This is a genomic window from Luteitalea pratensis (assembly GCF_001618865.1).
In the GTDB taxonomy this organism is placed as follows: Bacteria; Acidobacteriota; Vicinamibacteria; order Vicinamibacterales; family Vicinamibacteraceae; genus Luteitalea; species Luteitalea pratensis.
This window is the reverse complement of sequence record NZ_CP015136.1, coordinates 5,909,099-5,932,925: the sequence shown is the minus strand read 5'-3', so window position 1 is coordinate 5,932,925 and position 23,827 is coordinate 5,909,099. Positions and strand designations below refer to the sequence as shown.

General features: G+C 68.3%; 18 protein-coding genes and 1 pseudogene. 10 read left to right on the top strand and 9 right to left on the bottom strand.

Features of this window, described 5'->3' with window-relative positions; translation table 11 throughout:
• The first annotated feature begins 15 nt into the window (after positions 1-15).
• Positions 16-840, top strand: coding sequence for an IclR family transcriptional regulator (locus tag LuPra_RS24965; protein ID WP_110173277.1), 825 nt, complete (start codon positions 16-18; stop codon positions 838-840).
• Here the strand turns inward: LuPra_RS24965 and LuPra_RS24960 are convergent.
• A complete protein-coding gene (locus LuPra_RS24960) occupies positions 837-1,520 on the bottom strand; it encodes an RraA family protein (protein WP_110173276.1) in 684 nt (227 codons plus the stop codon). The two genes, LuPra_RS24965 and LuPra_RS24960, sit on opposite strands and share 4 nt — an antisense overlap.
• Positions 1,521-1,834: 314 nt before the next feature.
• On the opposite strand from LuPra_RS24960, the gene LuPra_RS24955 reads away from it, so the two are divergent.
• Genes LuPra_RS24955 through LuPra_RS24935 form a run of 5 tightly spaced genes read left to right on the top strand, consistent with a single transcriptional unit; the run spans position 1,835 to position 8,237 of the window.
• Positions 1,835-4,237: a glycoside hydrolase family 20 zincin-like fold domain-containing protein gene (locus LuPra_RS24955; protein WP_110173275.1), complete on the top strand. Its 2,403-nt coding sequence runs from the start codon at positions 1,835-1,837 to the stop codon at positions 4,235-4,237.
• Positions 4,234-5,043: an HpcH/HpaI aldolase family protein gene (locus LuPra_RS24950; protein WP_234800541.1), complete on the top strand. Its 810-nt coding sequence runs from the start codon at positions 4,234-4,236 to the stop codon at positions 5,041-5,043. Before LuPra_RS24955 ends, LuPra_RS24950 begins: the two co-directional genes overlap by 4 nt.
• On the top strand, positions 5,030-6,310 hold the full coding sequence (locus tag LuPra_RS24945; RefSeq protein WP_157899634.1) for a Bug family tripartite tricarboxylate transporter substrate binding protein: 1,281 nt from the start codon (positions 5,030-5,032) through the stop codon (positions 6,308-6,310). The genes LuPra_RS24950 and LuPra_RS24945 overlap by 14 nt, the downstream gene beginning before the upstream one ends.
• The gene (locus LuPra_RS24940; RefSeq protein WP_110173273.1) at positions 6,307-6,720 is read left to right on the top strand and encodes a tripartite tricarboxylate transporter TctB family protein; all 414 of its coding nucleotides are present in this window, start codon (positions 6,307-6,309) and stop codon (positions 6,718-6,720) included. The genes LuPra_RS24945 and LuPra_RS24940 overlap by 4 nt, the downstream gene beginning before the upstream one ends.
• Positions 6,721-6,722: 2 nt before the next feature.
• Positions 6,723-8,237: a tripartite tricarboxylate transporter permease gene (locus tag LuPra_RS24935; RefSeq protein WP_157899633.1), complete on the top strand. Its 1,515-nt coding sequence runs from the start codon at positions 6,723-6,725 to the stop codon at positions 8,235-8,237.
• A gap of 62 nt (positions 8,238-8,299) precedes the next feature.
• Here the strand turns inward: LuPra_RS24935 and LuPra_RS24930 are convergent, their stop codons facing one another.
• The 8 genes and pseudogenes from LuPra_RS24930 to LuPra_RS24895 all read right to left on the bottom strand — a co-directional run bounded on the left by LuPra_RS24930 (position 8,300) and on the right by LuPra_RS24895 (position 17,363).
• Positions 8,300-9,028: a hypothetical protein gene (locus tag LuPra_RS24930; protein WP_110173271.1), complete on the bottom strand. Its 729-nt coding sequence runs from the start codon at positions 9,026-9,028 to the stop codon at positions 8,300-8,302.
• 324 nt (positions 9,029-9,352) lie between these two features.
• Positions 9,353-9,811: a sialidase family protein gene (locus LuPra_RS33465; protein WP_234800540.1), complete on the bottom strand. Its 459-nt coding sequence runs from the start codon at positions 9,809-9,811 to the stop codon at positions 9,353-9,355.
• A 647-nt stretch (positions 9,812-10,458) separates the two neighbouring features.
• Positions 10,459-10,533 (bottom strand): annotated as a pseudogene (locus tag LuPra_RS33460) (twin-arginine translocation signal domain-containing protein); the annotation flags it as partial.
• Positions 10,534-10,590: 57 nt separating this feature from the next.
• Positions 10,591-11,706, bottom strand: coding sequence for a sialidase family protein (locus LuPra_RS24915; RefSeq protein ID WP_110173268.1), 1,116 nt, complete (start codon positions 11,704-11,706; stop codon positions 10,591-10,593).
• A 254-nt stretch (positions 11,707-11,960) separates the two neighbouring features.
• The gene (locus LuPra_RS24910; RefSeq protein WP_110173267.1) at positions 11,961-12,677 is read right to left on the bottom strand and encodes an exo-alpha-sialidase; all 717 of its coding nucleotides are present in this window, start codon (positions 12,675-12,677) and stop codon (positions 11,961-11,963) included.
• A gap of 87 nt (positions 12,678-12,764) precedes the next feature.
• Complete coding sequence (locus LuPra_RS24905; RefSeq protein WP_110173266.1) at positions 12,765-13,163, bottom strand: sialidase family protein; 399 nt, start codon at positions 13,161-13,163, stop codon at positions 12,765-12,767.
• Complete coding sequence (locus LuPra_RS24900; protein WP_157899631.1) at positions 13,163-14,119, bottom strand: dihydrodipicolinate synthase family protein; 957 nt, start codon at positions 14,117-14,119, stop codon at positions 13,163-13,165. The genes LuPra_RS24905 and LuPra_RS24900 overlap by 1 nt, the downstream gene beginning before the upstream one ends.
• A gap of 10 nt (positions 14,120-14,129) precedes the next feature.
• Entirely contained in the window at positions 14,130-17,363 is a 3,234-nt protein-coding gene (locus tag LuPra_RS24895) for a TonB-dependent receptor (RefSeq protein WP_110173264.1), read from the bottom strand.
• A gap of 292 nt (positions 17,364-17,655) precedes the next feature.
• Here LuPra_RS24895 and LuPra_RS24890 point away from each other — a divergent pair, with 292 nt between their 5' ends.
• The 4 genes from LuPra_RS24890 (at position 17,656) to LuPra_RS24875 (ending at position 23,766) form a co-directional block, all read left to right on the top strand.
• The gene (locus LuPra_RS24890; protein ID WP_162472822.1) at positions 17,656-18,951 is read left to right on the top strand and encodes a sialidase family protein; all 1,296 of its coding nucleotides are present in this window, start codon (positions 17,656-17,658) and stop codon (positions 18,949-18,951) included.
• Positions 18,952-19,223: 272 nt separating this feature from the next.
• Positions 19,224-20,675 (top strand): L-fucose/L-arabinose isomerase family protein, encoded by a 1,452-nt coding sequence (locus tag LuPra_RS24885; RefSeq protein ID WP_110173262.1) that lies wholly within the window; start codon positions 19,224-19,226, stop codon positions 20,673-20,675.
• Positions 20,672-22,321, top strand: coding sequence for a ribulokinase (locus LuPra_RS24880; protein WP_110173261.1), 1,650 nt, complete (start codon positions 20,672-20,674; stop codon positions 22,319-22,321). Before LuPra_RS24885 ends, LuPra_RS24880 begins: the two co-directional genes overlap by 4 nt.
• 119 nt (positions 22,322-22,440) lie before the next feature.
• Positions 22,441-23,766, top strand: a complete 1,326-nt coding sequence (locus tag LuPra_RS24875; RefSeq protein WP_110173260.1) for a hypothetical protein — start codon at positions 22,441-22,443, stop codon at positions 23,764-23,766.
• The last annotated feature ends 61 nt before the right edge of the window (positions 23,767-23,827 follow it).

Genomic DNA, 23,827 nt, shown 5'->3' with positions numbered 1-23,827 from the left:
AATATCGGCACACGAATGCCAGCGCGCAGTCTCGAACCCACCGTCGCCGCCCACGCCCGCAAGACCGGATCGCGTACGCGCGACGACAAGTACTACTCGAAGGTGATCGGGCGCGCGCTCGACATCCTCGCGATCCTGCGCAAGCAGGAACAACCGCTGGGCCTGGCCGACATCGCCGGCCACGTCGGCCTGGCGAAGAGCTCGGTCTTCCGCCTGCTGCATACCCTCGAGGTCTCGAACTACGTCGAGCGCACCGCCGAGGGTGCCTACGGCCTGGCCGCCGACCTGCGCCTGTGGGGCGACGGCAAGCGCGTCACCGACCTCGTCGATGCCGCCATGCCGCACATGCGGGCGCTCAGCCGCGAATTCGGCGAGACGATCACGCTCGCCATGCAATTCGACAACCGCATCGAAGTGGTCGCCACGCTCGACAGCCCGCAACTGATCCGCATGGCGAACACCGTCGGGCGCATCCTGCCGCCGCATGCCAGTTCGCTCGGCAAGGCCATTACCGCCCACCTGCCCGATGATGTCGTCGAGCGCCTTCGCCGGAGCTACGGCACGCACCGGTTCACCGAGTACACCATCACCGACGAGGTCGCCCTCAAGCAGGAGTACGAGCGGGTGCGTACCCAGGGCTACTCGACCGATGCCGAGGAAAGTGTGCTCGAGGGCTGCTGCTTCGGCGCACCGATCACCGGCCCCGACGGCGTCGTCATCGCGGCGATCAGCCTGTCGATGCCCAAGATGCGTCTCCGCGACAAGGCCATGCAGAAGCAGGTCGTGGCCGCCGTGCGCGACGCCGCCGCGAACACCGCGGCCGCGCTCACGCGCACTTAATGCGTCAGTTTCCACTGACGCAGTTTCTCGACTGAAAAACCAGGCGCGGTGATCAGGTCGAGCAGCGCCCGCTCGTCGGCGCGCACCTCGTCGCACGCGGCGGCGACGTCGGCCGCAACGGCGTCGGGCACCACCAGCAGGCCGTTGACGTCGCCGTGCAGCAGATCCCCCGGTGCGATCGGCAGGCCGTGAATCTCCACGGGCACGTTGACGTCGAGGATCACCGGCTGGCCGTGTGACACGACGAAGCCGGGGCAGAAGTACTGGAAGCCGCCGAGCGCCGCGACCTCCTTGACGTCACGCAACCCCGCGTCGGAGACGCATCCCACAGCCCCGAGCGCCTTCGCCGTGGTCGCCATGATCTCGCCCATGTGGCAGCCCTTGCGCGGATCCGGCCCGACGTCCTTGATCACGAGCACCGCGGGCGTGGGCGCCGCCTCGAGCGCCGCCCACAACCCGACCAGGCCGGCGCCATCAGGACGACCTTCGGTGGTGCTGTCTGCCGTGCAGGTGACGGCGTAGCCCAGCATCGAGCCGTAGTCGGGGAATGCGCACCGCAAGTCGCGATCGGCGTATCCGTCCACACGCCGGCGCACCTTGAAGCGCTCGATGGCGTTGGCCACCGTGGGGCTGTCGATGGCCGCCAGCGCGGCCAGTTGTTCGGGTGTCAGTGTGGGCATGGGTCCTCTGTCACAGCGGCAGGCCTCGGGCCCTGGGCCTGCGGCGTTCGGCGTTCGGCAGGCCGCGCTCGGAGAGCGGGCCCTACCAAAAGAGCGGCCCTACCAAAAGAGCGGCCCTACCAAAAGAGCGGGCCTGGCACGAGCGGTCGACCCGTGACGATGGTAGGGCCGGTTCGCCGAACCCGGCCCATCACGCCGTCGGCCCATTCTCGGAACCGCCCGGGAATCAGATGTTGCCATTTATAAAACACTTGATGTAAAAATGGAACGTCTTTCAAATAACATCCAGCGCTTGCCTTCCGGAGGCACCGTCCATGCTCGCCCCCGTCTGCTCACGTCTTGTCCTCGTTGTCTGCCTGGGGGGATTTTCGGCTGCCGCTTTCGCACAAGCGCCGACTTCACAGCCGCTCGATCTCACCGCCTCCACCATCGTCGTGGCCGCTGATGCCACGCCCCGCGAGCGCGTCGCCGCGACGATGCTGCTCGAGGAGGTCCAGCGCCGATCGCATGCACGATGGACGGTCTCGGATCGATCGGCGGGTGGTGCCGCCATCCACGTCGGCCGGCTGGCGTCGCTCCGCAAGGGCCCCCTGGCGTCACGCCTCACCGGAGCGGACCCCGGGCCCGAGGGCTATCGCATCACCAGCGCGCCCGGCAGCGTCGTTGTCGCCGGCGCCGACGAGCGCGGCGTGCTCTTCGGCGTGGGACGGCTGCTGCGCACGATGGAGATCGGCCGCGACCGCGTGATCCTGCCGGCGACGCTCGACGTCACCGAAACCCCTGTCGTGGCCCTGCGTGGCCACCAGCTCGGGTATCGCCCCAAGACCAACTCCTACGACGCATGGGATGCGCCGCAGTGGGAACAGTACATCCGCGACCTCGCCGTCTTCGGCACCAACGCGATCGAGCTGATTCCGCCGCGCTCCGACGACGCGGCCGACAGCCCGCACTTCCCGCGGCCGCAGATGGAGATGATGGTCGAGATGTCCAGGATTGCCGACAAATACGGCCTGGACGTCTGGGTGTGGTACCCGGCGCTCGACGAGGACTACACCACCGAGGCCAGCATCGTGAAGGCGGTGGCCGAATGGGAAGGCGTGCTCAAGCAATTGCCGCGCGTCGACGCGATCTTCGTGCCCGGCGGCGATCCCGGGCACACGGAGCCGTCGGCGATGTTCGGCCTGCTCGATCGGCAGACCGCGAACATCCGCAAGTTCCATCCGAAGATGCAGATGTGGATGTCGCCGCAAGGCTTCACCGCTCAATGGATGGAGACGTTCTACGGGCTCATGGCGAAGCAACCCGCCTGGCTCACCGGCATCGTCATCGGCCCGCAGAACCGCGACTCGCTCGCCACCGTCCGCAAGCGCATTCCCCCGCAGTACAAGCTCCGTCGCTATCCCGACATCACACATACGATTCGCGCCGAGTACCCGGTGCCACTCTGGGACGTGGCCTACGTGCGCACGCTCGATCGCGAGCCGATCAACCCTCGGCCGCTCGATCAGGCGGCGGTGTTCCAGCGCTGGCTCGCCGTTTCACCAGACTTCCTGACGTACTCGGAGGGCTGCAACGACGACCTGAACAAGTTCGTGTGGAGCGGCCTCGGCTGGAATCCGAAGGGCGATGTACGCGAGACGGTCCGGCAGTACGCTCGCTATTTCGTCGGCCCGACGTATGCCGAGCCGCTTTCGGACGCGATTTTCGGGCTCGAGGAGAACTGGCGCGGCCCGCTGGCCGGTAACGTTGGCGTCGAGCGGACGCTGGCGAAATTCCAGGCGATGGAACGGACGGCGGCGCCCCGCGATCTCCTGAACTGGCGCTTCCAGCAGAGCCTGTACCGTGCCTACTACGACGCCTACGTACGGCGTCGGCTGGTGCAGGAACAGGCCGCGGAGGTGCAAGCCACCAGCGTCCTCACGAATGCGGCTGGGCTCGGCTCGATGGCGGCGATGGCCGAGGCCGAACGCCTGCTGGCGCCCGGAACGCCGGTGGCTGCCGACCTGCGGACGCGCGTATTCCAGCTGGCCGAGGCGCTCTACCAGAGCCCCGTGCACATGCAGTTGTCGGTGCCGCTGTATCGCGCCATTGCCGTCGGACGCGGCGCGAACCTCGATCTGATCGATGAGCCGCTGAACGACCGGATCTGGATGTCGGAGCAATTTGCGGCCATTCGTGCCATGTCGAGCGAGCGCGAGCGCCTGGCAGCGCTCAAGCGCCTGACGTCGTGGACAGACCCCGGTCCGGGCGGGTTCTACGACGATCTCGGCGTGGCCGACGCGCAGCCGCACCTCGTGGCGCCGCCCGCGTTTCGCGAGGATCCCGGCCCCTATCACTCCGGCCTCACCGGGTTCGGATCGCTGCCCAACTGGCGACTGTCCTGGATGAGCCACGCCGAAGCGTTCTACGATGGCGCGCTGCAGATGAAGTACACCGGCCTCGATCCCGCCGCCCGCTACAAGGTGCGCGTGGTCTATGCCGGCGACATCGACAGCCAGAGCGTGCGGGTGCGGCTGACCGCTGACGAGTCGCTCGAGGTGCACGGACCGATAGCCAAGCCCTCGCCAGACGCGCCCGTCGAATATCCGATCCCGGCCGCGGCCACTGCCGATGGCGCGTTGACGCTCACCTGGCGCGTCGACGAGGGCCTCGGCGGCGCAGGCCGCGGTAATCAGGTGGCCGAAGTGTGGCTGATCAAGGACACGACAACGAAGTGACGAGCTCTTCCTCTCCAGCGGCGTGGGTCAACCCCGTCAAGGCGCGACTCGCGCGCGGCGAGTACGTCGTGGGCGTGCCCGTCACGTCCACGAGCCTCGACATGGCGGCGCTGGCTGCCAAATCGGGATTCGACTTCCTGTGGGTGGAGATGGAGCATAGCCCCATCACCCTCGAGACGCTGCGGCACATCGTGCTGGCGACGCGTGGGTTGCCCGCCGTGCCGTTTGCCCGCATACCAGCGGGCGAGACGTGGATGGCCAAGCGCGTGCTCGACCAGGGCGTGCATGGCGTTGTCGCGCCATTCACGAGGACCCCGGCGCTTGCCGAGCAGGTGTCGCGAGCATGTCGGTACCCGCCGCGCGGACGTCGCGGTTCCGGATCGGGACTCGCCGAAGGGACCTGGCCGACCGTGCCGTCGTACTTCGACTCGGCCGACGACGAGGTGATGGTCATCGTCGTCATCGAGGAGGCGGCGGCCGTCGAGCAGTGCGAGGAGATTGCGGCCGTCGAAGGGGTCGATGTGCTGTTTGTCGGCACGAGCGATCTCTCGTTCTCCATGGGGTATCGCGGCAACATGCTGCATCCCGAGGTGATCAAGGCCGCCGAACGCGTGCGCGACGCGGCGCTGCGGCACGGTAAGCACTGCGGCCGGCCGGTCGCTTCTCCCGAGTCGCTGCAGCGATTTGCGGCCGATGGTTTTCGGCTCTTCCACGCCGCATCGGACCTGACGCTGTTTGCCGAAGGCGCGAAGGCCTGGCTCGACCCGCTCGGGCGCGCCAAGGGGGGACCGCGTGCGTCGTACTGAACGGGTGCCGGGTGCCGGGTACCGGGTACAGGTGAGCGGGCACCGGGCGCCGGGCACCGCGAACCGGGTGTCGCCAACCGCGGTAACGGACACCGCCGACTACCGGACAAGTCCGGCAGCTACGTACCAGCATGGCGCCCATGACCTGGACCGCCACGGCGCCGTCAACCGCGACCAGGCCGTAGCCGTCGACCTCGACCAGCCCGTAGCCGTCGATCGCGACCAACCCGTAGCCGTCGACCTTCCGCCTTCGCCAAGGCTACGGCGGACACGTCAGGTCGACGGTCATCACGCCGACGCGCGCCAGCAGCGCCGGCGTTTCCTCCTGACGGGACTCGGCGCCGCGGCGGCCCTCGTCTCCGGGTGCGCACGACAGGACGGGCCGTGGCCGTCCCGCGAGGTGCGCGTGATCGTCCACGCGGCGCCGGGCGGCATGTCCGACACCGTGGCGCGCTTCACCTCGCGCGGCCTGAGCGAGCGCCTCGGGGTGCCCGTGCTGTGCGAGAACCGCGTCGGCGCGATGGGCGCCGTGGCCTTTTCCGCGGTGAAATACGCGGCGCCTGACGGGTATCTCGTGGGCTACGCGCCGGTGGAACTTGCCGTCGTGCCGCACCTCCGGTACGTCGACCTCTCCACGCACGACTTCGACCTGCTCGCGCGGCATCACCGCGCCCCGGCGGCACTTGCCGTGCTCGCCTCGTCGCCGTACCGCACCCTGCACGACTTCGTGACGGCGGTTCGCGGTGGCGCTCGCGTCGCCATGGGCGCCTCAGGTCCGCTCAGCGTCTGGCACCTCGGCACGCTGGCGCTTGCGAGGCAACTCGGGCGCGACTTCATCTTCGCGCCCTTCCCCGGATCGGGACCGGCGACCACTGCGTTGCTGGGAGGTCACGTCGACGCGGTGATGGCCGGCGTGCCCGAAGTGCAGGCACTGGTCCGCGGCGGGGCGGTGCGGCTGCTGGGCATCATGGCCGAGGCGCCGTCGCCGGTGTTCCCCGAAGCGGCCACGTTCCGCAGCGTAGGGCTCGACCTGATCTTCGAGGCATGGGGCGGCTTCATGATGCCGAAGGGCGTCGCCGCATCGACGCTGGCGCGCCTCGAGCAGGATGTGCTCGCGGCGTTCCGGCAGCCGACCTTCGTGCAGTACTGCCAGACCGCAGGCCTCGACGTGCAACCGCTGGATTCGGCGGCGTTCCGCGCCTTCGTGGAGAGCGAAGCGACGCGTTACGCACGCCTCGTGCGCGAGTTCGGGTTCGTGCGCGCATGAGCGGCCCGCGCGTCGTCTCCATCGTCCTCGCCGTGCTCGGCCTGGCCATCGTCGCGGCGACCATGCCGTGGCCGCCGGGCAGCCAGGGTGTGCCAGGCCCGGCCGTGGTCCCGCGCGTGCTCGGCGTCGCACTGGTCATCGTCAGCGCCCTCATCTATCGCGCGCCCGGCACGAGCGCTCCGGCGTGGGTGCGGTATCACCGTGCCGTGCCCGCCACCATGGGACTGCTGGCCGCTTATGCGCTCTTCTGGCGCGTGGTTCCCCATGGCCACGGTGTGCTCACCGGCGTCGTGCTGATCGCGTTCCTCCGCATCACGGGCTTGCCATGGCGGGCGGCGGGCGTCGCGGCCGTGCTGATGGCCACCGTCCTGCAAGTGCTGTTCGAGCGCGGTCTCGGAGTCCGCTTCTAGTCATGCCTGGCGATCCGATGCTCCTGCTCGCACCCATGCTGTCGCCAGACGCATGGCTCTACGTCCTGATCGGCGTGTGCCTCGGTGTGCTGTTCGGGAGCCTGCCCGGCTTCACGGCAACGATGGGGCTGGCTGTTCTGACGCCGTTCACGTTCTGGGTGAAGCCGGATCAGGCCATGGCGATGCTGCTCGGCCTGCTGGTCTCGGCCATCTTCAGCGGTGGCGTCCCGGCCATCCTGCTCAACACGCCAGGCACACCCGCGTCGATTGCCATGACGTGGGACGGCCACCCGCTCGCGCGCCAGGGCAGGGCAGGGCTCGCGCTCGGCCTCAACGCCATTGGCGCCTTCCTCGGCATCTTCCTCAGTCTCGTCGTGCTGTTGATTGCGGCGCTGCCGTTGTCGCGCCTCGCGCTGCGGTTCGGCCCGGCGGAGTACTTCGCGGTGGCCGTCTTCGGCCTCAGCACGATCGTCGGCGTCTCTGGCGGATCGATGCTCAAGGGCCTGGCGACGGGTCTACTCGGGCTGCTGCTGGCCGTCGTCGGGCTGGACGCCATCACCGGCTATCCACGGTTCACGTTCGGGCAACCGGAACTGCTCGACGGCGTCTCCTTCATCCCGGTGATGGTGGGCCTGTTCGGCATCGCCGAGGTGTTCACCCAGATGGTGAACGCGCCGCGCCAGCAACTCGACGGCTCCACCCAGACGACCAACATGCTGCCGACGCGCGAGGAGGCCCGGCCGCTCTGGATGCACGGGTTGCGCGGATCGCTGATGGGGATCTGGATCGGCATCATGCCGGCTGCCGGCGCCGACGTCGGCGCCATCCTCGCGTGGGATCAGAGCCGGCGCTTCTCGAAGACGCCGGAGAAGTTCGGCAAGGGGTCGCTCGAAGGACTGATCGCGGCGACGACCGGCGCCAACGCAGGCATCGGCGGATCGCTCGTGACCACGCTTGCGCTCGGTATTCCCGGCGATTCGGCGGGCGCGGTGCTGATTGGCGCGTTGCTCATGCATGGCCTGCAGCCGGGCCCGCTGCTGTTCCGCAATCGCCCGGATCTCGTCGCGACGATCGTGGCCCTGGTGTTCATGGCGTCGCTGGTCACGCTCGTGTGGGGCCTGCTCGGCGCCCGCGTGCTGGCAAAGATCCTCAAGATCAAGGACCAGTACCTCTGGGGGACGGTCCTTGCCGTGGCTCTGGGCGGCAGTTACGCGCTGAACCAGTCGACCGGTGACGTGTGGACGGCGTTGATCGGCGGCGTCCTGGGGTTCCTGCTGCGGCAGCAAGGGTTCCCGATGGGGCCGCTCGTGCTCGCCCTCATCCTCGGACCGATGGCGGAGTCGAACCTGCGCCGCGCGCTCGCGCTCTCAGAGGGCTCCATGGCGACGTTCGTCACCCGGCCGATCTCCCTGTTGTTCCTGGCACTGGGCGCCCTCACGTTGCTGTGGCCGCTGTTCTCGAAGGGCGGAGACAGCCGCCTGCCGGATTCGTCGGTTCCCGATAGCGACACGCTGTAGGCGTCGACCTTCCACCTTCGCCAAGGCTACGGTGTCGACGCGCGTCCAACTGATGGCCCCGATCAGCGGTCGTAGGTGGCGGTCACCGTGAAACGGGCGTCGCGCTCGCCGAGCACCGCGACGGTGAGGCCCGTTCCGGCGTCCACGGCGAGCGAGTATTGCGCCGCGCGTCGATACGCCGCCCAAACCGGCTCGAGGTCCACCGTAAGCCGGTCGTCGTCGCCCCTGACGGCGATCGTCAGCGTGCCGCTCCGCGTTGGCACGATGTAGACGACGCGGCAGAGGAACTCGTCGATGCCGCAGTGCGGCCCGGTGCTGAACAAGCGTGCGCCGAGCGACTGGCCCGGCGAAAGGTGCAGTTGCCTGAGGACACGGATCTGCTGAGCAGCGCCTGGACTGCGTCCGATTGCGACCAGCGCTCGCGTCGGCTCGAAGCCCTCGCGTCGGACGGACACGGTGGCCAGCGTCGCGACGGCCTCGACCGCAGGGACGGCGAGTTCAATGGTTGCGACTCCGTCCGAGTCCGAGGTCGCCGTCGCCGTGCGCGGTGCGTCGCCCAGCCTCAGGAGGGCCTCCACCGCCGCTCCCTGGACCGGCGTGTCGTCGTCGTCGATCAGCTGAATCGTCGCGTGGAGGCGCTCCGAAAGGGACGCGGTGCCCGGCGGCGTCATGTCTGCCGTTGGTGAGGTTGGACGACCCTCGCATGCGCAAAGCCCGACGGCCAGCAGCGCGGTCGTGATGCGATGCCCGCCGCTTCCGTGGCGCGTGTCCGCTGTGATGACGCGGGCCATCGAGTCCTCCGTTCTGCGCTGGCTCGGTACATTGGGCCGGCATCGAGGCGCGTCGACTCAGCTCGTGCCCCGACGTTCGAAGGTCCTCCCCAAGATCCGGCGCCTTCCTGCAATTGTTCCCTGAATATACGCCTCATGCTGGCGGGCAGGACCAACGTTCAATAGCGCCGAGCTGGCGCCCGCCGAGCGGTCCCTCGCGTGCTGAGTTGTGTGGGTCGGCGGTTCCCTGTCGAGCCGATTCGCACGCTCGCTGCGATTCGCGATCGCGTAGCCCATCGGTCGCAGTCAGGTCGATGCACGACCACGCTGGGACGCCCGCCGTCCTCAGGGTTTCCACAACGTCGCGGCGATGTAGCGCTCGGGACTCGTGCGGTCGTTGTAGTAGTACGCGGTCACGATGACGCCATCGGCGCGCAGGACGGCACGCGGGTACCCGAGGTCCCAATCCACGGCATCGTCACGCAGCGTGACCGGCGGCGCCCACGTGCGTCCCTGGTCTTCACTCATGACGGCGTACATCCCGTAAGGGGCCTTGCGTTGGCCGTAGATGAGCGCGAGACGCCCGTCGGCCAGCGCCAGCAGCGCACCAGGGTTGCCACGTCCCGTGTCGGCGACCGGCGTGCCCGCCGCCGCCCATGTGCGACCGCCATCGCTCGACGTGTGAAGGCCTCGAGGCTGTGCCGCTCGCCCTCGCGGGTCCGGATGACGCTGTAGAAGCGTCCGTCGGCCAGCTTCACCGTGGTTGGCATGATGCGCCAACCTGCGGTCTCGGGTCCGATCCACCCGAGCATCGACCACGTCAGCCCACCATCACGTGTCTCGATGGCGAGGGGACGGCCTTCCTTGCCGTTCGGCTTGGCGGCCGTGACGATCGCGACCAGGTGCCTGGCGTCCATCACGAAGTAGTCGGTGCGTGCGGTGATGCCGGGCGTGCCGAACGCCGGCAGCGCCCATGGCCCCATCCATGTGCGTCCGCGATTGGCCGACGCGCAGAACCATGAGGGCCCCGTGTCCTTGTCGGCCATCCGCAGCGTCATCGCGAACCCCGCGGCCGAGAAATCGAGCGCCTCGGTGAGTGGCACCGGCATGCGCCCGTCCTTCTCCGTGGGGACGCCCGACATGTGCCCGGGCTGCGGTGGCGGTACGAGGTCCTGGTGAATCTCGATGGCCCAGTCACGGCCGCCGTTGGCGCTGCGCGCGAGCAGGTGACGCTCCGGCTTCGTGCGATCGACCGGATGCCGGTCCGGGTCGCCGACCTTCAGGTGACCGTCGCTGAAGCCGACCGCGATCTCGTTGCGCCAGATCCACATGCCGTGGTTCGCGGGCCAGCCGCCATAGTGGCCCGGCTGCCGCCAGATCTCGACGTGCTCGAGGCCGTTGGCGGGGAGCGGCAGCGGACGAGGCGTCGGCGGTGTCGCCGCCGGCTGCTGGGCCCGCAAGCCAGAGGCGATGGTCGATGCGGCCACGGCCGCGGCGGAGTGGGTAAGGAACGATCGACGATTCATTGGTAAATCTGTAGGCGTCGACCTTCAGGTCGACGCGTTCCTCGCACGATGCGTCGGTCACGGCGTCCAGATCGTCGCGGCGATGTAGCGCTCCGGACTGGACGCGTCATTGAAGTAATAGACCGACACCACCCGCCCATCCGGCCGCACGACCGAGCGCGGGTAGCCGAGGTCCCAGTCGGATGCGCCCTCGCGCAGCGGACGCGGCGTCGACCACGACGCGCCGTCATCGCCGCTGACGACCACGCGCATGTCGAACGGCTCGGCGCGATAGCCGTACACGCAGCAGAGCCGACCATCGCCGAGGCGCACGAGGCTGGCCGGGTTGCCGCGCCCCGTGTCGGCGGCGACGATGCCGGTCTCGACCCAGGTGGCGCCACCATCGCGCGTGCGGTACCCCTCGAGGCTGTGCCTGGTGTCGTCGCGGCGGCGGATCACCGAGAAGAGGTGATTGGCACCGAGGGCCGCAGTGGCCGGCATGATGCGGAAGCCATCGGTTTCCGGGCCAATCCAGCCGAGGCGCTCCCACGTCAGGCCGCCGTCGCGGGTGCGCAGCGCGAACGGGCGTCCCTCCTTGCCATTGGTCTTGAGTGCGGTCATGCCCACGAGCAGTTCATGACGCCCGAGCACGAGGTAATCGGTGCGGGGATCGAGTCCCGGCGTGTCGAAGGCCGGCACCGCATAGGGTCCTTGCCACGTCCGTCCCCGGTCGGTACTCGCGAAGAGCCATGCGCCGGTTGTGCCATGCGCCGTACGGAAGGTCAGCGCGAGGCCCGGCGCCGTGAAGTCGATTGGACGGGCGAGCGGCTGGAGCGCCGGCAGCCGCAGGGGCTCGCCGGTGACGGCACGCCGCTCCGGACGCGGCGGCTGCAGAGTGGCAGGCTCCTCGAGCCGCCATGTGCGCCCGCCGTCCAACGAGCGCGAGAGCACGTGACGTTCGCCCGCGGAGCGGTCGATGGGGTGGCGCGTCATGTCGTCGGTCTTCAACACACCGGCCGTGAACCCGACGAGGATCTCGTCACCCCAGCTCCAGATGCCGTGGTTGGCGGGCCAGCCGCCGTAGCGGCCCGGCTCGCGCCATACCGTGACGTGTTCCGCGGAGCCTTGCGCGATGGATTTGGTCGAGGCCGCCAACAGCACGGCGGAACTGGCGAGAAACGTACGGCGATTCATGGCAATTCTCGAACTATCGCGACCGCCGACCTGAAGGTCGGCGGCTACAGTCGTCAGCGGAGCCGTCTAGCCGCACCAGCGCATCGCGGCTGCTCACCCCGGGGTCGTTCTCGAGGCTCTCTCCAGTGTCAGGAGGTCGGTAGGCGTCGACCTTCAGGTCGACGCGTCGATCGGCGGCGCCTGCCTACCGACGAAGGCCGACGGCCGAATGCCGAAGGCCTGGGCGCGGCGATGGACCGCTCGGAGAGCGGTCCCTACCGGCTGATCCAGCCCTCCGTGAACGACACGTGACGCACCGTCTTCAGGTTGTCCGAGAAGGTCACATGAATGCGCCCGTCGCGCGCCTGGATGATCGAGGGGTAGTCGAACCGCCCTCCGGGCACGTGCACAATCACCTTCCGTGTCGGCCATGTACGCCCGCCGTCGTTGGACAGCGCGATGGACAGCCGGTCACGTTCCTGTCCCGAGTGGTCGTTGTGGACGACGGCGATGGCGCCGCTGCGCAGGACGATCGCCTCGATGCCACCCGAGGGATTCGGCAGGTCGGTGGCCGCCGCTTCGCTCCATGTGCGTCCCTGGTCGGTCGACGTGCTGCGCCCGATGCGCCCCGTGCCACGTGCGTCGCGGAAGTACGCCTGCAGCGTGCCGTCGCCGAGGCGGATCACCGATGGCTGGATGACGCCGGCCGTGGGCACGAGCGACGAGAACGTCCATGTCGTGCCGCCGTCCTGCGCCAGTGCCATCGCGGCCATGTTCACGTTCTCGTTCGCGAGGGGGACGAGCACGGTGCCGTCGGGAAGGACGAGTGGGTGGTTGCGCGGCATCCAGCCGAGGTGCCGGGCATACGGGTCGGCGATCGCGGACAGCAGCCGGTTGGCGCGAGCGGCCACGTCGGTCGTGCGGCCGGGACCGACACGGACGGCCTCGGCGGCGCGCGCGACATCACTCGTGAAGTGCGGCGGCTTGGGCACGATCGTGTGCGAGCCATCCCACCGCGGCGTGCCCTCGCGTTCGTAGTCGGAGGAGATGAGGGCGCGCGTCAGCGCACTGCCCCAGGCTTATTCCGGCACGCCGAGCAGCGTCGCGTGCACGAGCCACAGGCGCCCGGCAGCATCGATGCCGAGCGCCGGGTTGTTGTCGGGCAGGTCGGCGGTGTCGGCGAGCGTGAACGGCCGGCTCCACTGTGCGGCACCAGGGGCTCGACGAGCGCCGCTGATGCGGACGTCCTGCCGCTTGTCCATGTCCTGGCCCTCGAAGGGTCCGGGACCATCCGGGCTGCCGTTCTCGTACCACGCCACCAGCAGTGCGCCTGCCGGTGTCTCGACGATCGAGGAGGCGTGGACGTGACCGCGGGCGTCGGTGAAGATCGCCGCGGTCGTGAAATCTTCCGCCGCGTCCGTCCCTGCCCACGCGCAAATGATCAGCGCCGCTAGCGGCAGGAGGACGCGGCGTCGCATCAGCGCGCGCCCACGAGCGACAGGCCGAGGGCCTGTTCGACCCGGGTGAGCCAGCCCGGCACCCACTCGATGAACGCCGCCCGCTGCGCCTGCCGGCCGGGCGACGCCGGCAGCGGCAACGGGCCGACCGGGATGCCGCGGGCCTCGAGGCCGATCCTGATGGCCCATGGGGTGGGGAATACCCCCTGTTGCGCGAACAGTTCGCGCAGCAGCGGCACCAGCACGCCGAGGACGGCCTCGTCGCGAGCCTTGGCCGCTCGCGTGACGGCGACCATCAGCTCCGGGAAGGCGCCGGACGTGCCGGAGATGCAGCCGTCCCAGCCTTGTGCCATCGCCTCCACGAGCATCCCGTCGTCGCCGACGAGCAGGCGCCAAGGCTTGTCGCCGCGTGCGTGCGCCAATTGCGCGAGCCGATCCTGCTGGCCGCTGCTGTCCTTGATGCCGATGATGTGCGGCGCGCCGTGCAACAGGCGCAGCACGGTCTCGGTGCTGAAGGGCGTGGTGAACGACGGCAGGTCGTACAGCAGGACCGGACCGCCGAGCGCCGCGGCCGTGTCCAGGCAGAACGCCTCGATGTCTTCCTGCGCGTAGCGGAAGAACAGTGGCGTCGAGAGGAGCACCGCTCGTGCACCTGCGTTGAACGCGGCCCGCCCGAGGGGCACCACGTCGGTCGGCGCCGCGGCCCCGATGCCGACGAGCAGCGCACGATCGCCGATCCGTGCGGCAGTCCGCTCGATCAGGTCGAGGCGTTCATCGCGCGTCGCGTGGGGATATTCGGCCGTGGCGCCACCGAGGCAGACACCGTCGACGCCGGCTGAGAGCAGCAGGTCGAGCACACGGTCGAAAGCGGCATTGTCGACGGCGCCGGACTCGGTGCGCGGCGTGACCGCGGCCGAGAACAGGCCGGTGATCGACGGAGGCCCGGAGGCCTCCGTCATGGAAGAACGTTCCTGCATGTGTCGATCCTCAGAACCAGGTCCGCAGGGCCAGCTGGAGGATGCGGGGATCGCTCCCACCGCCCGCCGCGTTCGCCGCGGTGATGCGGCCGAAGTTGCTCGACGAGCGGTTGCCCTCGGGGAGATTGAAGTTGGCGCGGTTGAGCGCGTTGAAGGCCTCGAGGCGGAACTGCGTGCGAACGCGGTTCGTGATCGAGAACGTCTTGTGCAGCCCCAGGTCGAGCGTCTGGAAGTCCGGGCCGCGCAGCGAGTTGCGCCCGGCATTGCCGAACGTCCCGAGCGCGTTGACCGTGAAGGCCGACGTGTTGAACCACTGCGCGAGGCGCTCGGACTTGGGCCGATCGCTCGAGAGTTCGGGATCGCCGACCTGGTCTGCGAACTGGGTGCCAGTGCCAGAGCGGGCGTTGTCGACACCGCTGGTGACCGTGAACGGCTGGCCGCTCATGATCGTGTAGATACCCGTCAGGTTCCAGTCCGCCAGGACGGCGTTGACAGCGGCGTTGTCGAACTGGCCAGGAATCTGCCAGAGCAGCGACGTCACCCAGCGGTGGCGCCGGTCGAACTCAGCCGGACCCCAGTCGTAGGAGAGATCGAACGGGTTGACCGCGGTCGTGCCGGTCTGCTTGCTCTGCGACGAATTGTCCGTGCTCTTGCTGAGCGTGTAGTTGGACAGCAGCGACAGCCCGCCGCTGAGGCGCTTGTCCACCGTGACCTGGAGCGAGTGGAACGTCGACTTGCCGAGCGGCTCGATGCTCGTGATGGTTCCGTAGTCGGGGAACAGCGGCCGGCGCTGGTTGGTCGTGCCGGTGGTGGCCCCGGGCGCGTAGATGGCCGGGTTGCGCTCGATGCCGATCGTCAGGCCATCGCCTCGTGAACCCGCGTACGCCACCCGCAGCATCGTGGCCTTGAAGATCTCGCGCTCACCGGTGACGTGCCACGAGTGCATCTTGCCCGGGCGCATGTCGGCCGCATAGCTGAAGGCGTTGAACGGCAGGACGACGGGGGCGTCCGACGGTACGTTGTAGACGTCCACAGGGAACGGGTTGGTCGCGGTGCCCCAGGTGTTGTCGAAGCCGGTGGTGGCGTTGCCGTCCACGCGCGCCACGGTACCGAACGGCCCCACGTTTGCCGCGCTGTTGGTCGTGATGCTGTTCGGCTTGTCGTAGAACAGCCCGTAGCCGGCGCGGATGCTGGTCTTGCCGTCGCCGGTGACGTCCCAGGCGCCGCCGACGCGTGGCGCGAACAGGCCCCAGCTGCTGTCGTAGCCTCCGTCTGGGAAGCCCGCGTCGCCGGGATACAGCATGCCGACCGGTGCGTTGGTGTAGACCTGCGACTCCTGGCCGGGGCGATAGCCCGCAAGACGCCCGTTCGCGTCCGTGTACGGCACATTCGGATCCCAGCGCAGGCCCATCGTGAGGGTCACGCGCGGGTTGACGCGCCACGTGTCCTCGGCAAACGCGGCCAGGTAGTGGAAGCGGGTGTTCTTGTACTCGCCCACACCCTGCTCGAAGGACTGGAACTCGCCGAGCAGGAAGTCGGCCATCGCATCACCGGTGAACGGCGCCGAGTTGTTGAACGTGTAGCGGCCGTTGGCGCGGAAGTTGTTGATGATGTCGCCTTTGCCGTAGCTGTAGTCGACGCCGGTGGCGATCTCGTGACGGCCCTTGGTCCAGCGGAGCGTGTTGAGCAGCTGGTATTCGTCGCGATTGAACTGGTTGGTGTCGCCGGTGTTGATGTTGAACCAGCCGGGGACGTTGAAGAACCACTGCGGCGTCGCGTCGTTGTACACACCGGGGATACCCAGGTCCGCGTACGACGGAATGTCGATCTGGAAGTTGTCGTTGTACGTCCGGTTGTGGGTGAACACCACGTTGTTGACCAGCGAGGGCGAGATCACCCACGTGTCGTTGGCCGAGATGATCTGGTTGTCCCAGGTGCGGCCGAACGAGCTGGTCAACACATTGGCGGTGTCCAGGTACGCCGGCGTCGAGGCCTTGGACTTCCAGTAGCGGCCGTAGAGACGGTGGTTGCTGCTGAACGTGTGGTCGACGCGCGCCAGGTACTGGTGGTCGTCGAGGTTGGCCGGCGACGCGAACCGCAGTGTGTTCACGGGATCGCCGGCGTTGGGATTGGGCAGCGGCAGGTACTTGCCCAGGACGGCCGCCGCAGCAGGGTGGATGCGATTGGCCGGGATGACGTTACCCGGGAAGGGCTGGCCGGTCAGCGGGTCACGCAGGACGCGGGAGTAGCCCGAGAAGTCGCCGTTGCGTTGGGCGGCGGTTGGCACCAGCGCCGTGCGGTCGGCTGGACGCTGATCCTGGAGCGTGCCCTGGTAGGACCCGAAGAAGAACGTCTTGTTCTTGATGACCGGACCGCCGAACGTGCCGCCGAACTGCTTGCGGTTCAGGCCGTCGTCTTTACCGGGCGTGAAGAAGTTGTTGGCGTTCATCGACTTGTCGCGCAAGTAGCCGAAGGCGAGCCCGCGGAAACTGTTGGTGCCCGAGCGCGTGACGGCGTTCACGATCGCGCCGGCGTTGCGACCGTACTGGGCGCTGAAGGAGTTGGTTTGGACCGAGAACTCCTGCAGGGCGTCGGGATTTGGCATCGGGTTGGAGGCGTTGCTGTAGTGGTCGTTGTTCGACCCGCCGTCCATGATGTAGTTGGTGGAGTTCGCGCGCGCGCCGTTGGATGAGATGCCGGTCGCGCCGGGATACGTCGCTCCTGATGTCACGTTCGCGCGGTTGTCGGGGATCACGCCCGCCACCAGCGTCATCAGCTGCGTCGGGTTGCGCCCGTTCAGCGGCAGTTCCTCGATGCGCTTCTGGTCGACGACCGTCTTGAGCGTGCTCGAGACCGTGTCCACCGTCGTGCTGATGCCGCTGACGGTGACCGATTCGGTGAGATTGCCGACCTTCAGCACGATGTCGGTGCGTACCTCTTCGTTCACGCGGATGACAACGCCTTCCACGTGGACGGTCTGGAACCCGGCAAGTTCGACCTGCACCTTGTAGGTGCCGACCGGCAGGCCTCGCAGCAGGTACTGCCCGGCCTCGTCGGTGACCGCGGAGAGCGTCGTGCCTGTGGCGGTGGCCGTGGCGTTTACCGTCGCGCCCGGCACAACTCCGCCGTCGCTGTCACGAATCACGCCCGTCAGTCCGCCGGTCGTCGTTTGCGCTTGCAGGCCGCCAGCGCCCGCCGCGACCAGCAGCGCCATCAGCGCCACTCGAGTGATAGTCCTGATCATTGGGTCTCGTCCTTCAGTAGAGAATCGCGCGCCGCGCTCGGGGCGCCTCACACGCGTCCGACCCGCGACGGGAGGAACGCGGAACGGAGAACGGACCCACCCGTTCGTATGCGTGTCGAGGCGCGTCAACCATGAAACTCCGGCCGGTGGAACCTGTCAATTGAAATTTGATATAGGCGTTTCATTTTTGAAACAGCCCAGCCATGATTGAAAAGGCGGCCGGGATCGGCTAGCGTGTCCGCCGATGCGCGGGCGCCTCGGCTGGTCCGCATCGCGCCGGGAGCAGGGATCGATGCAACGTGTTGTAAAGGCAGGAATTCTGGCGGCCGTCGTGGCCGCCGTCACGACGGTATGGCCCGCTCTCCGAGCGCGGCCTGTTGTCGCCGCGCAAGCGCCGCCACCGCGGGGACACTACCGCTCGGAACTGCTGTTCCCCGTGGAGCATTGGCACAACCACTCCTCGAGCATCGTCGAGCACCCCGACGGCCACCTGCTGGTGACGTGGTTCCACGGCTCCGGCGAGCGCACCGCTGACGACGTGGAACTGCTCGGGGCCTGGCAGCGCAAGGGCACGACGACCTGGACGGCCCCAGCCAGGCTTGCCGACACCCCTGGGTACCCCGACACCAATCCCACCCTGTTCGTGGACCGCACCGCCAGACTCTGGCTGCTGTGGCCCACCATCCTCGCCAACGAGTGGCACACCGCGTTGATGAAGGTGAAGACGGCGCGAACGTGGCCGGTCGGCGAGGTGCCGCACTGGGACACCAGCGAGGTCATGCACATCACGCCCGGTGATCGCTTCGCGGAAGTCACGCGTCGCGAGGCCGACCGCCTGGCCGCGGCCCTGCCTCAGGGCGAGGCCGGCGCGAAGGCACGTGGGTATCTCGAGAAGCTCAAGACCGACGCCGCCGACAAGCTGACGCGTCGCCTCGGCTGGATGACCCGTGTGCACCCGCTCCAGCTCGAGGACGGCCGCATCATCGTCCCGCTCTATTCAGACGGCTTCAGTTTCTCGCTGATGGCCATCAGCGACGACAGTGGGGCCACCTGGAAGGCGAGCGATCCGCTCGTGGGCGGCGGCAACATCCAGCCCGCACTCGCGCGTCGCCGCGACGGCACCATCGTCGCGTACATGCGCGACAACGGCCCTGCCCCGAAGCGCGTGCACGTGAGTGAGTCGCGCGACCGCGGCGAGACGTGGACGACGGTGAGCGACGGGTCGCTGCCCAATCCCGGTACGAGCGTCGACGTTCTGGTCCTGAAGAGTGGCCGTTGGGCGCTCGTCTACAACGACCTCGAGCGCGGCCGGCAGAGTCTCGCGATCTCGCTGTCCAGCGACGAGGGACGCACGTGGCCGGTCACGCGGCATCTCGAACGCGACCCGGACGGCGCGACCGGCGACGCCACCGGGCAGTACCATTACCCGTCGATCATCCAGTCGAAGGACGGGATGATTCACGTCACCTACAGCATCTTCCTGCCACCGGCGCAGAGCGCGAAGGACGCGCAGGGGAGGGTGCTGCGCAAGTCGATCAAGCACGCGGTGTTCGACGAGATGTGGGTGGAGGCAGGGGACACACGTTAACGCCTAACGCCTAACGCCTAACGCCTAATGCTTGCCGCTTGATGCTTGACGCTTGACGCTTGACGCTTGACGTCCAACGCCGAACGCAGAACGCCGAACGCGGACGCCCGACGCCGAACGCAGAAGGTAGGGACGCCTCTCCGAGGCGTCCACGTCCGATCCGAGTGGTCGCGATCGTGGACATGGACGGCTCGGAGAGCCGTCCCTACCAACCGACTCCCGAATCCCGATTCCCAAGGCCGAAGGCCGAATGCCGAAGGCCGGTGAGTGACATGCTCGATCATCTGCAGCCCCGCCCGCTCCGCATCGGCCTCCTGGATTTCGGGGACGGCCGCGACTTCCTGAGTCAGCCACTTGCTCCGGTGCAGCGGCAGTTCCGTGATGCATTGGCCGGCAGGCTGCGCGCCGACGGGCACGAGGTGGTGCTCGGCGACGAAGTCATCTGGCGCAACGACATCGCCGTGCGTAACGGCAAGGCGATGGCCGCGGCCGACGTCGATGCCGTCATCTTCAACTTCTCGGTGTGGGCGTGGCCGCAGTACGCGCGCGTGGCGGCGCAGTTCTGCCCGCAGCCGATCGCGATGTTCTCGAACGTCAACCCGCAGTATCCGGGGCTGGTCGGCATGCTGGCCAACGCGGGATCGCTCGACCAGGCGGGTATCCGCTTCACCAAGACGTTTGGCGACCTCGAGGATCCGGCCGTGTACGGTGCGCTGGTCTCGCGCGTACGTGCCGTCGCCGCGGCCCGTCGCCTGCGTGGGCTGACCTATGCCCTGATCGGCGGACGGTCTCTCGGCATCGACACCACGGTCATCGATCCCGCCCAATGGATGGCCGAGTTCGGCATCGACGTCGATCACGTCGACCAGTACGAGCTCGTACGCCGTGCCGAGAGGGAACTGGCCCAGGGGACCCGTGTTCAGCCGGCCCTCGACTATCTCTCAGCGCACCTCGGCAAGATTCACTGGACCGCGGCCGACGCCACCTTCCGCCTCACCGAGGAGCTGTTGCGGCGCCAGCTCGCCATGTACTACGGCGCCATCGATCTGATCGAGGAGTTCGGTTACGACTTCTGCGGCATCAAGGGCCAGCGCGAGCTCACCGAACACTTCGCCACCGCGGACGTCGCCGAGGCGTTCCTCAACGACCCGTATCACCCCGACGGCACGCCCAAGCCGTCGATCGTCTGTTCCACGGAGGCCGATTCCGACGCCGCGCTGACGATGCAGATCTTCAAGCACCTGGCAGGCACGCCGGTGCTGTTTGCCGACGTGCGGCACTACCACGCCGATCTCGGCCTGTGGGATCTGTGCAACAGCGGTGAGCACGCGACGTACTTCGCCGGTCGCAGCACGGATCCGGCGGTGAACCTCGCGTTGACCGAGTTCCGTCCTCAGGGCTTCTACTTCCCGGCAGGTGGCGCGTCGGTGTACCACGTGGCGGCACCAGGACCGGTGACGCTGGCACGCCTCACGCGTCGTGCAGGCACGTACCGCATGGTGGCCTTCCGCGCCGAGTTCGCCGACCTCGGTGCCCGGGCGCACGAAGTGGCCGCGATCAGCCAGGACAACTGGCCGCACGCCTTCGCGAAGTTCTCGTGCACCCCGGACGCCTTCATCCAGGCGTTCAACTGCAACCACATCCACGGCGTCTACGGCGATTGCCTCCGTGAACTCCAGGGCGTGTGCGACGTGCTCGGCGTCGAGTGCGAGGTGCTGGGATGACCGCCGTCATCGGCCTGGATTTCGGTACCGAGTCGGCGCGTGCGCTCGTCGTCGACGTCCATGACGGTCGTGTCCTCGGCAGCGGCGTCAGCGCATACAGGCATGGGGTCATCGACGAGCAGTTGCCGACGACGGGCGCCGCGCTCGGCGCCGAATGGGCGCTGCAGCATCCCGGCAACTGGTTGGAGGCGCTGGAGGCGAGTGTGCGTGAGGCCCTTGCGAGTGCCCGCGTCCCCGCCGCCGACATCGTCGGACTCGGCATCGATTTCACCGCATGCACGGTGTTGCCGGTCACGTCGGTGGGCGTCCCGCTGATGCACGAGGCGCGCTACCGCGGGGAGCCACACGCGTGGCCCAAGTTGTGGAAGCACCACGCCTCCCAGCCCCAGGCCACCCGCGTCACCGAGGTCGCCGCCGCGCGCAACGAGACCTGGCTCGCACGATACGGAGGGCGGATTTCCTCGGAATGGATGCTGCCCAAGGCCCTGCAGGTGCTCGAGGAAGCGCCAGAGGTATTTGCGGCGTCCGATCTGATCGTCGAGGGCGGTGACTGGGTCGTCTGGCAGCTCACCGGCACGTTTGCCCGCAATGCCTGCGCCGCCGGCTACAAGGGCCTGTGGCACAAGCACGAGGGCTACCCCTCGGACGCGTACCTGCAGGCACTCCATCCCGGGCTGAGTGGCTTCTACTCCGGCAGGGGTGGTGGGCAGTCCGTGGTAGCGCCTGGCACGCGCGTCGGCACGCTGACCGCGGAGTGGGCGGAGCGACTGCACCTCGAGCCCGGCACCGCCGTTGGCGCGGCCCTGATCGACGCCCATGCCGGTGTACTCGGCAGCGGCGCGACGAGCGCCGGATCGCTGATGCTGATCCTCGGTACCTCGACGTGTCACCTTTTGCTTGCCGAACGCGAGCAGCTGGTACCGGGCGTGGCCGGCGTGGTCGAGGACGGCATCGTCGCCGGCCTGTTCGCGTACGAGGCGGGACAGGCGGCCGTTGGCGACAGCTTCGCGTGGTTCGTGGACGCGCTCGCGCCGGCTGACGTGCAGGCCGAAGCCGCGCGGCTGCAGGTCTCCGCGCACGACGTGCTGAGCACGCGGGCGGCCGGGCTGCGCCCGGGCGAGACCGGCCTCGTGGCGCTCGACTGGTGGAACGGCAACCGCAGCACGCTCGTCGACGCCGAGTTGAGTGGGCTGCTGGTGGGAGCCACGCTGGCGACACGCCCCGAACACATCTACCGGGCCCTCGTCGAGAGCACCGCGTTCGGTACACGGGTGATTGCCGATGCCCTGCGGAGCGGCGGCGTCCCCGTCACCCGCGTGGTCGCCGGCGGCGGACTCACGCGTAACCGCATGTTGATGCAGATCTACGCAGACGTCCTCGGCATCGAGATCGAGGTGGCGGGTGCTTCACAGGCATCCGGTCTGGGGGCGGCCATGCTGGGCGCGGTGGCGGCAGGGGAGGCGGCCGAGGGCCATGCATCCATCGAGGCTGCGGCGGCGGCGATGGCACCCAGACCCACCGAGCGCTATCACTGCGATCGGGCAGCTCACGAACGCTACACCGCCCTCTACCGCCTGTACGTGGACCTCTACGATCACTTCGGTCGCGGCAACGACCTGATGCATCGGCTGCGCGAACTGAAGTAATTGCGAAATTTCAGGATTTCACGGCCGTCGCCGGCAGCTCGAACCATGGCGGTGTTAATGAAATTCTGAAATTCCTGCAATTCTGAAATTTCCACGTGCGGTGATCTACCCTGTCTCCCGTGCGTTCGTCCTCCCGCGCGCGGGCGGCCTTCCTGCTGCTCTATGGCGCGCTGCTCGCCTGGCAAGTCGATCGTTGGTGCTTCACCCCGCACGGGATCGTGTCCACGTGGGCGGGCCGGCATGACGGGCGGACCGTCTCGGCCGGCGCGCCTGGCGGAGTGTCGCAGACCTTCGAAATGGGCGCCGACGGGCTGGATGGCGTGTGGATTCGGCCGCTCGTCGTCGGCGGCCCGCCGCGCGGCGAGTTGGTGGTCGACCTGCTGCAGGCACGGGGCGAGTCGCGACAGCGACTCCTGCGTGTCGCCATCCCTGCGACACGCGTGAGCAGTGGCGTCGCGCTGCACGTGCCGTTCCGGCCGATCAGGGCTTCACGCGGCCATAGGTACCAGGTGGATGTCCGCCACGTGCACATGGCGGATGGCCCCGCTATCGGTCTGGCTGTCACCCGCGACGACGTGGTGCGCGCGGGACGCCTGTTCGTCGACGGCCGCGAGCAGTGGGGCGATCTCGTCTTCGAGACCACGACACGCCGCGCCACGCTCACGTACTGGCTGCACGAGGTGCTTCGCCCCTGGCCGGCATGGGTACGCGCCTGGCCGACGATCGCGGTGGCCCTCGCGATCTTCAATGCCGTGCTTGCGTGGGCGTGTGCATTGGCCGTTGGGGTGCTCGGCCCCGCCGCGGACGCCCAGGCGCCCGCGGACGTGGCGCCGCTTCAGGCAGGGGTCTCGTCGTGCGCCACAGCCCCACCGGCCGCGCGGGTGAGTGTCTGGCTCATCGTCATCACGGGCGTGTTGCTGACGACGCTTCCGATCGGCCGGTACCAATCCCTTGATCTGATCGATGCTTTACCAGATGCCCACATCGAGACGAGCTGGTCGTCGCTACACGGAGCCATCTCGGTGGAGCCGGCATTGTTCGCCTGGCGCATCCATCGCGCAATCGTTGCGCTGCCCACCTCGACTATCCGCTGGGAGGTCGACGTGCCGCGGGGCGCCGTGCTGCGTTTAGGGGCAGCGATGCGAGCGGACATGTGGGACCGCCAAAGCGACGGCATCCAGATGCGGGTGTACGTCGACCACGCCGGTGGTCGCACGACGGCCGCGGACCTCACGCTCTTCCCGCTCGGTGTGCCCGAGCACCGTGGGCTCGTGCCGCTCGAGATCCCGCTGCAGCCCTGGGCCGGACAGCGCATCGTCATTGTCCTCGAGACAACGCCGGAGCGGTGGGGCAACGCCGTCAACGACGTGCCCGTCTGGACCGAGCCACGCATCGAGTGGTCGCGCGCGCTGCCGCCAGGGGCGGCACGCGTGGTGTGGCCCTGACGAATTCCAGAATTTCAGAATTTCGGAATTGCACGACCTCCATCAATGCTGCGAAGGTTCG

Coding starts and splice junctions, on each gene's coding strand:
- LuPra_RS24965 (WP_110173277.1), top strand. CDS start 16: ATGCCAGCGCGCAGTCTCGAACCCACCGTCGCCGCCCACGCCCGCAAG.
- LuPra_RS24960 (WP_110173276.1), bottom strand. CDS start 1,520: ATGCCCACACTGACACCCGAACAACTGGCCGCGCTGGCGGCCATCGAC.
- LuPra_RS24955 (WP_110173275.1), top strand. CDS start 1,835: ATGCTCGCCCCCGTCTGCTCACGTCTTGTCCTCGTTGTCTGCCTGGGG.
- LuPra_RS24940 (WP_110173273.1), top strand. CDS start 6,307: ATGAGCGGCCCGCGCGTCGTCTCCATCGTCCTCGCCGTGCTCGGCCTG.
- LuPra_RS24935 (WP_157899633.1), top strand. CDS start 6,723: ATGCCTGGCGATCCGATGCTCCTGCTCGCACCCATGCTGTCGCCAGAC.
- LuPra_RS24930 (WP_110173271.1), bottom strand. CDS start 9,028: ATGGCCCGCGTCATCACAGCGGACACGCGCCACGGAAGCGGCGGGCAT.
- LuPra_RS24915 (WP_110173268.1), bottom strand. CDS start 11,706: ATGAATCGCCGTACGTTTCTCGCCAGTTCCGCCGTGCTGTTGGCGGCC.
- LuPra_RS24905 (WP_110173266.1), bottom strand. CDS start 13,163: ATGCGACGCCGCGTCCTCCTGCCGCTAGCGGCGCTGATCATTTGCGCG.
- LuPra_RS24900 (WP_157899631.1), bottom strand. CDS start 14,119: ATGCAGGAACGTTCTTCCATGACGGAGGCCTCCGGGCCTCCGTCGATC.
- LuPra_RS24895 (WP_110173264.1), bottom strand. CDS start 17,363: ATGATCAGGACTATCACTCGAGTGGCGCTGATGGCGCTGCTGGTCGCG.
- LuPra_RS24890 (WP_162472822.1), top strand. CDS start 17,656: ATGCAACGTGTTGTAAAGGCAGGAATTCTGGCGGCCGTCGTGGCCGCC.
- LuPra_RS24885 (WP_110173262.1), top strand. CDS start 19,224: ATGCTCGATCATCTGCAGCCCCGCCCGCTCCGCATCGGCCTCCTGGAT.
- LuPra_RS24880 (WP_110173261.1), top strand. CDS start 20,672: ATGACCGCCGTCATCGGCCTGGATTTCGGTACCGAGTCGGCGCGTGCG.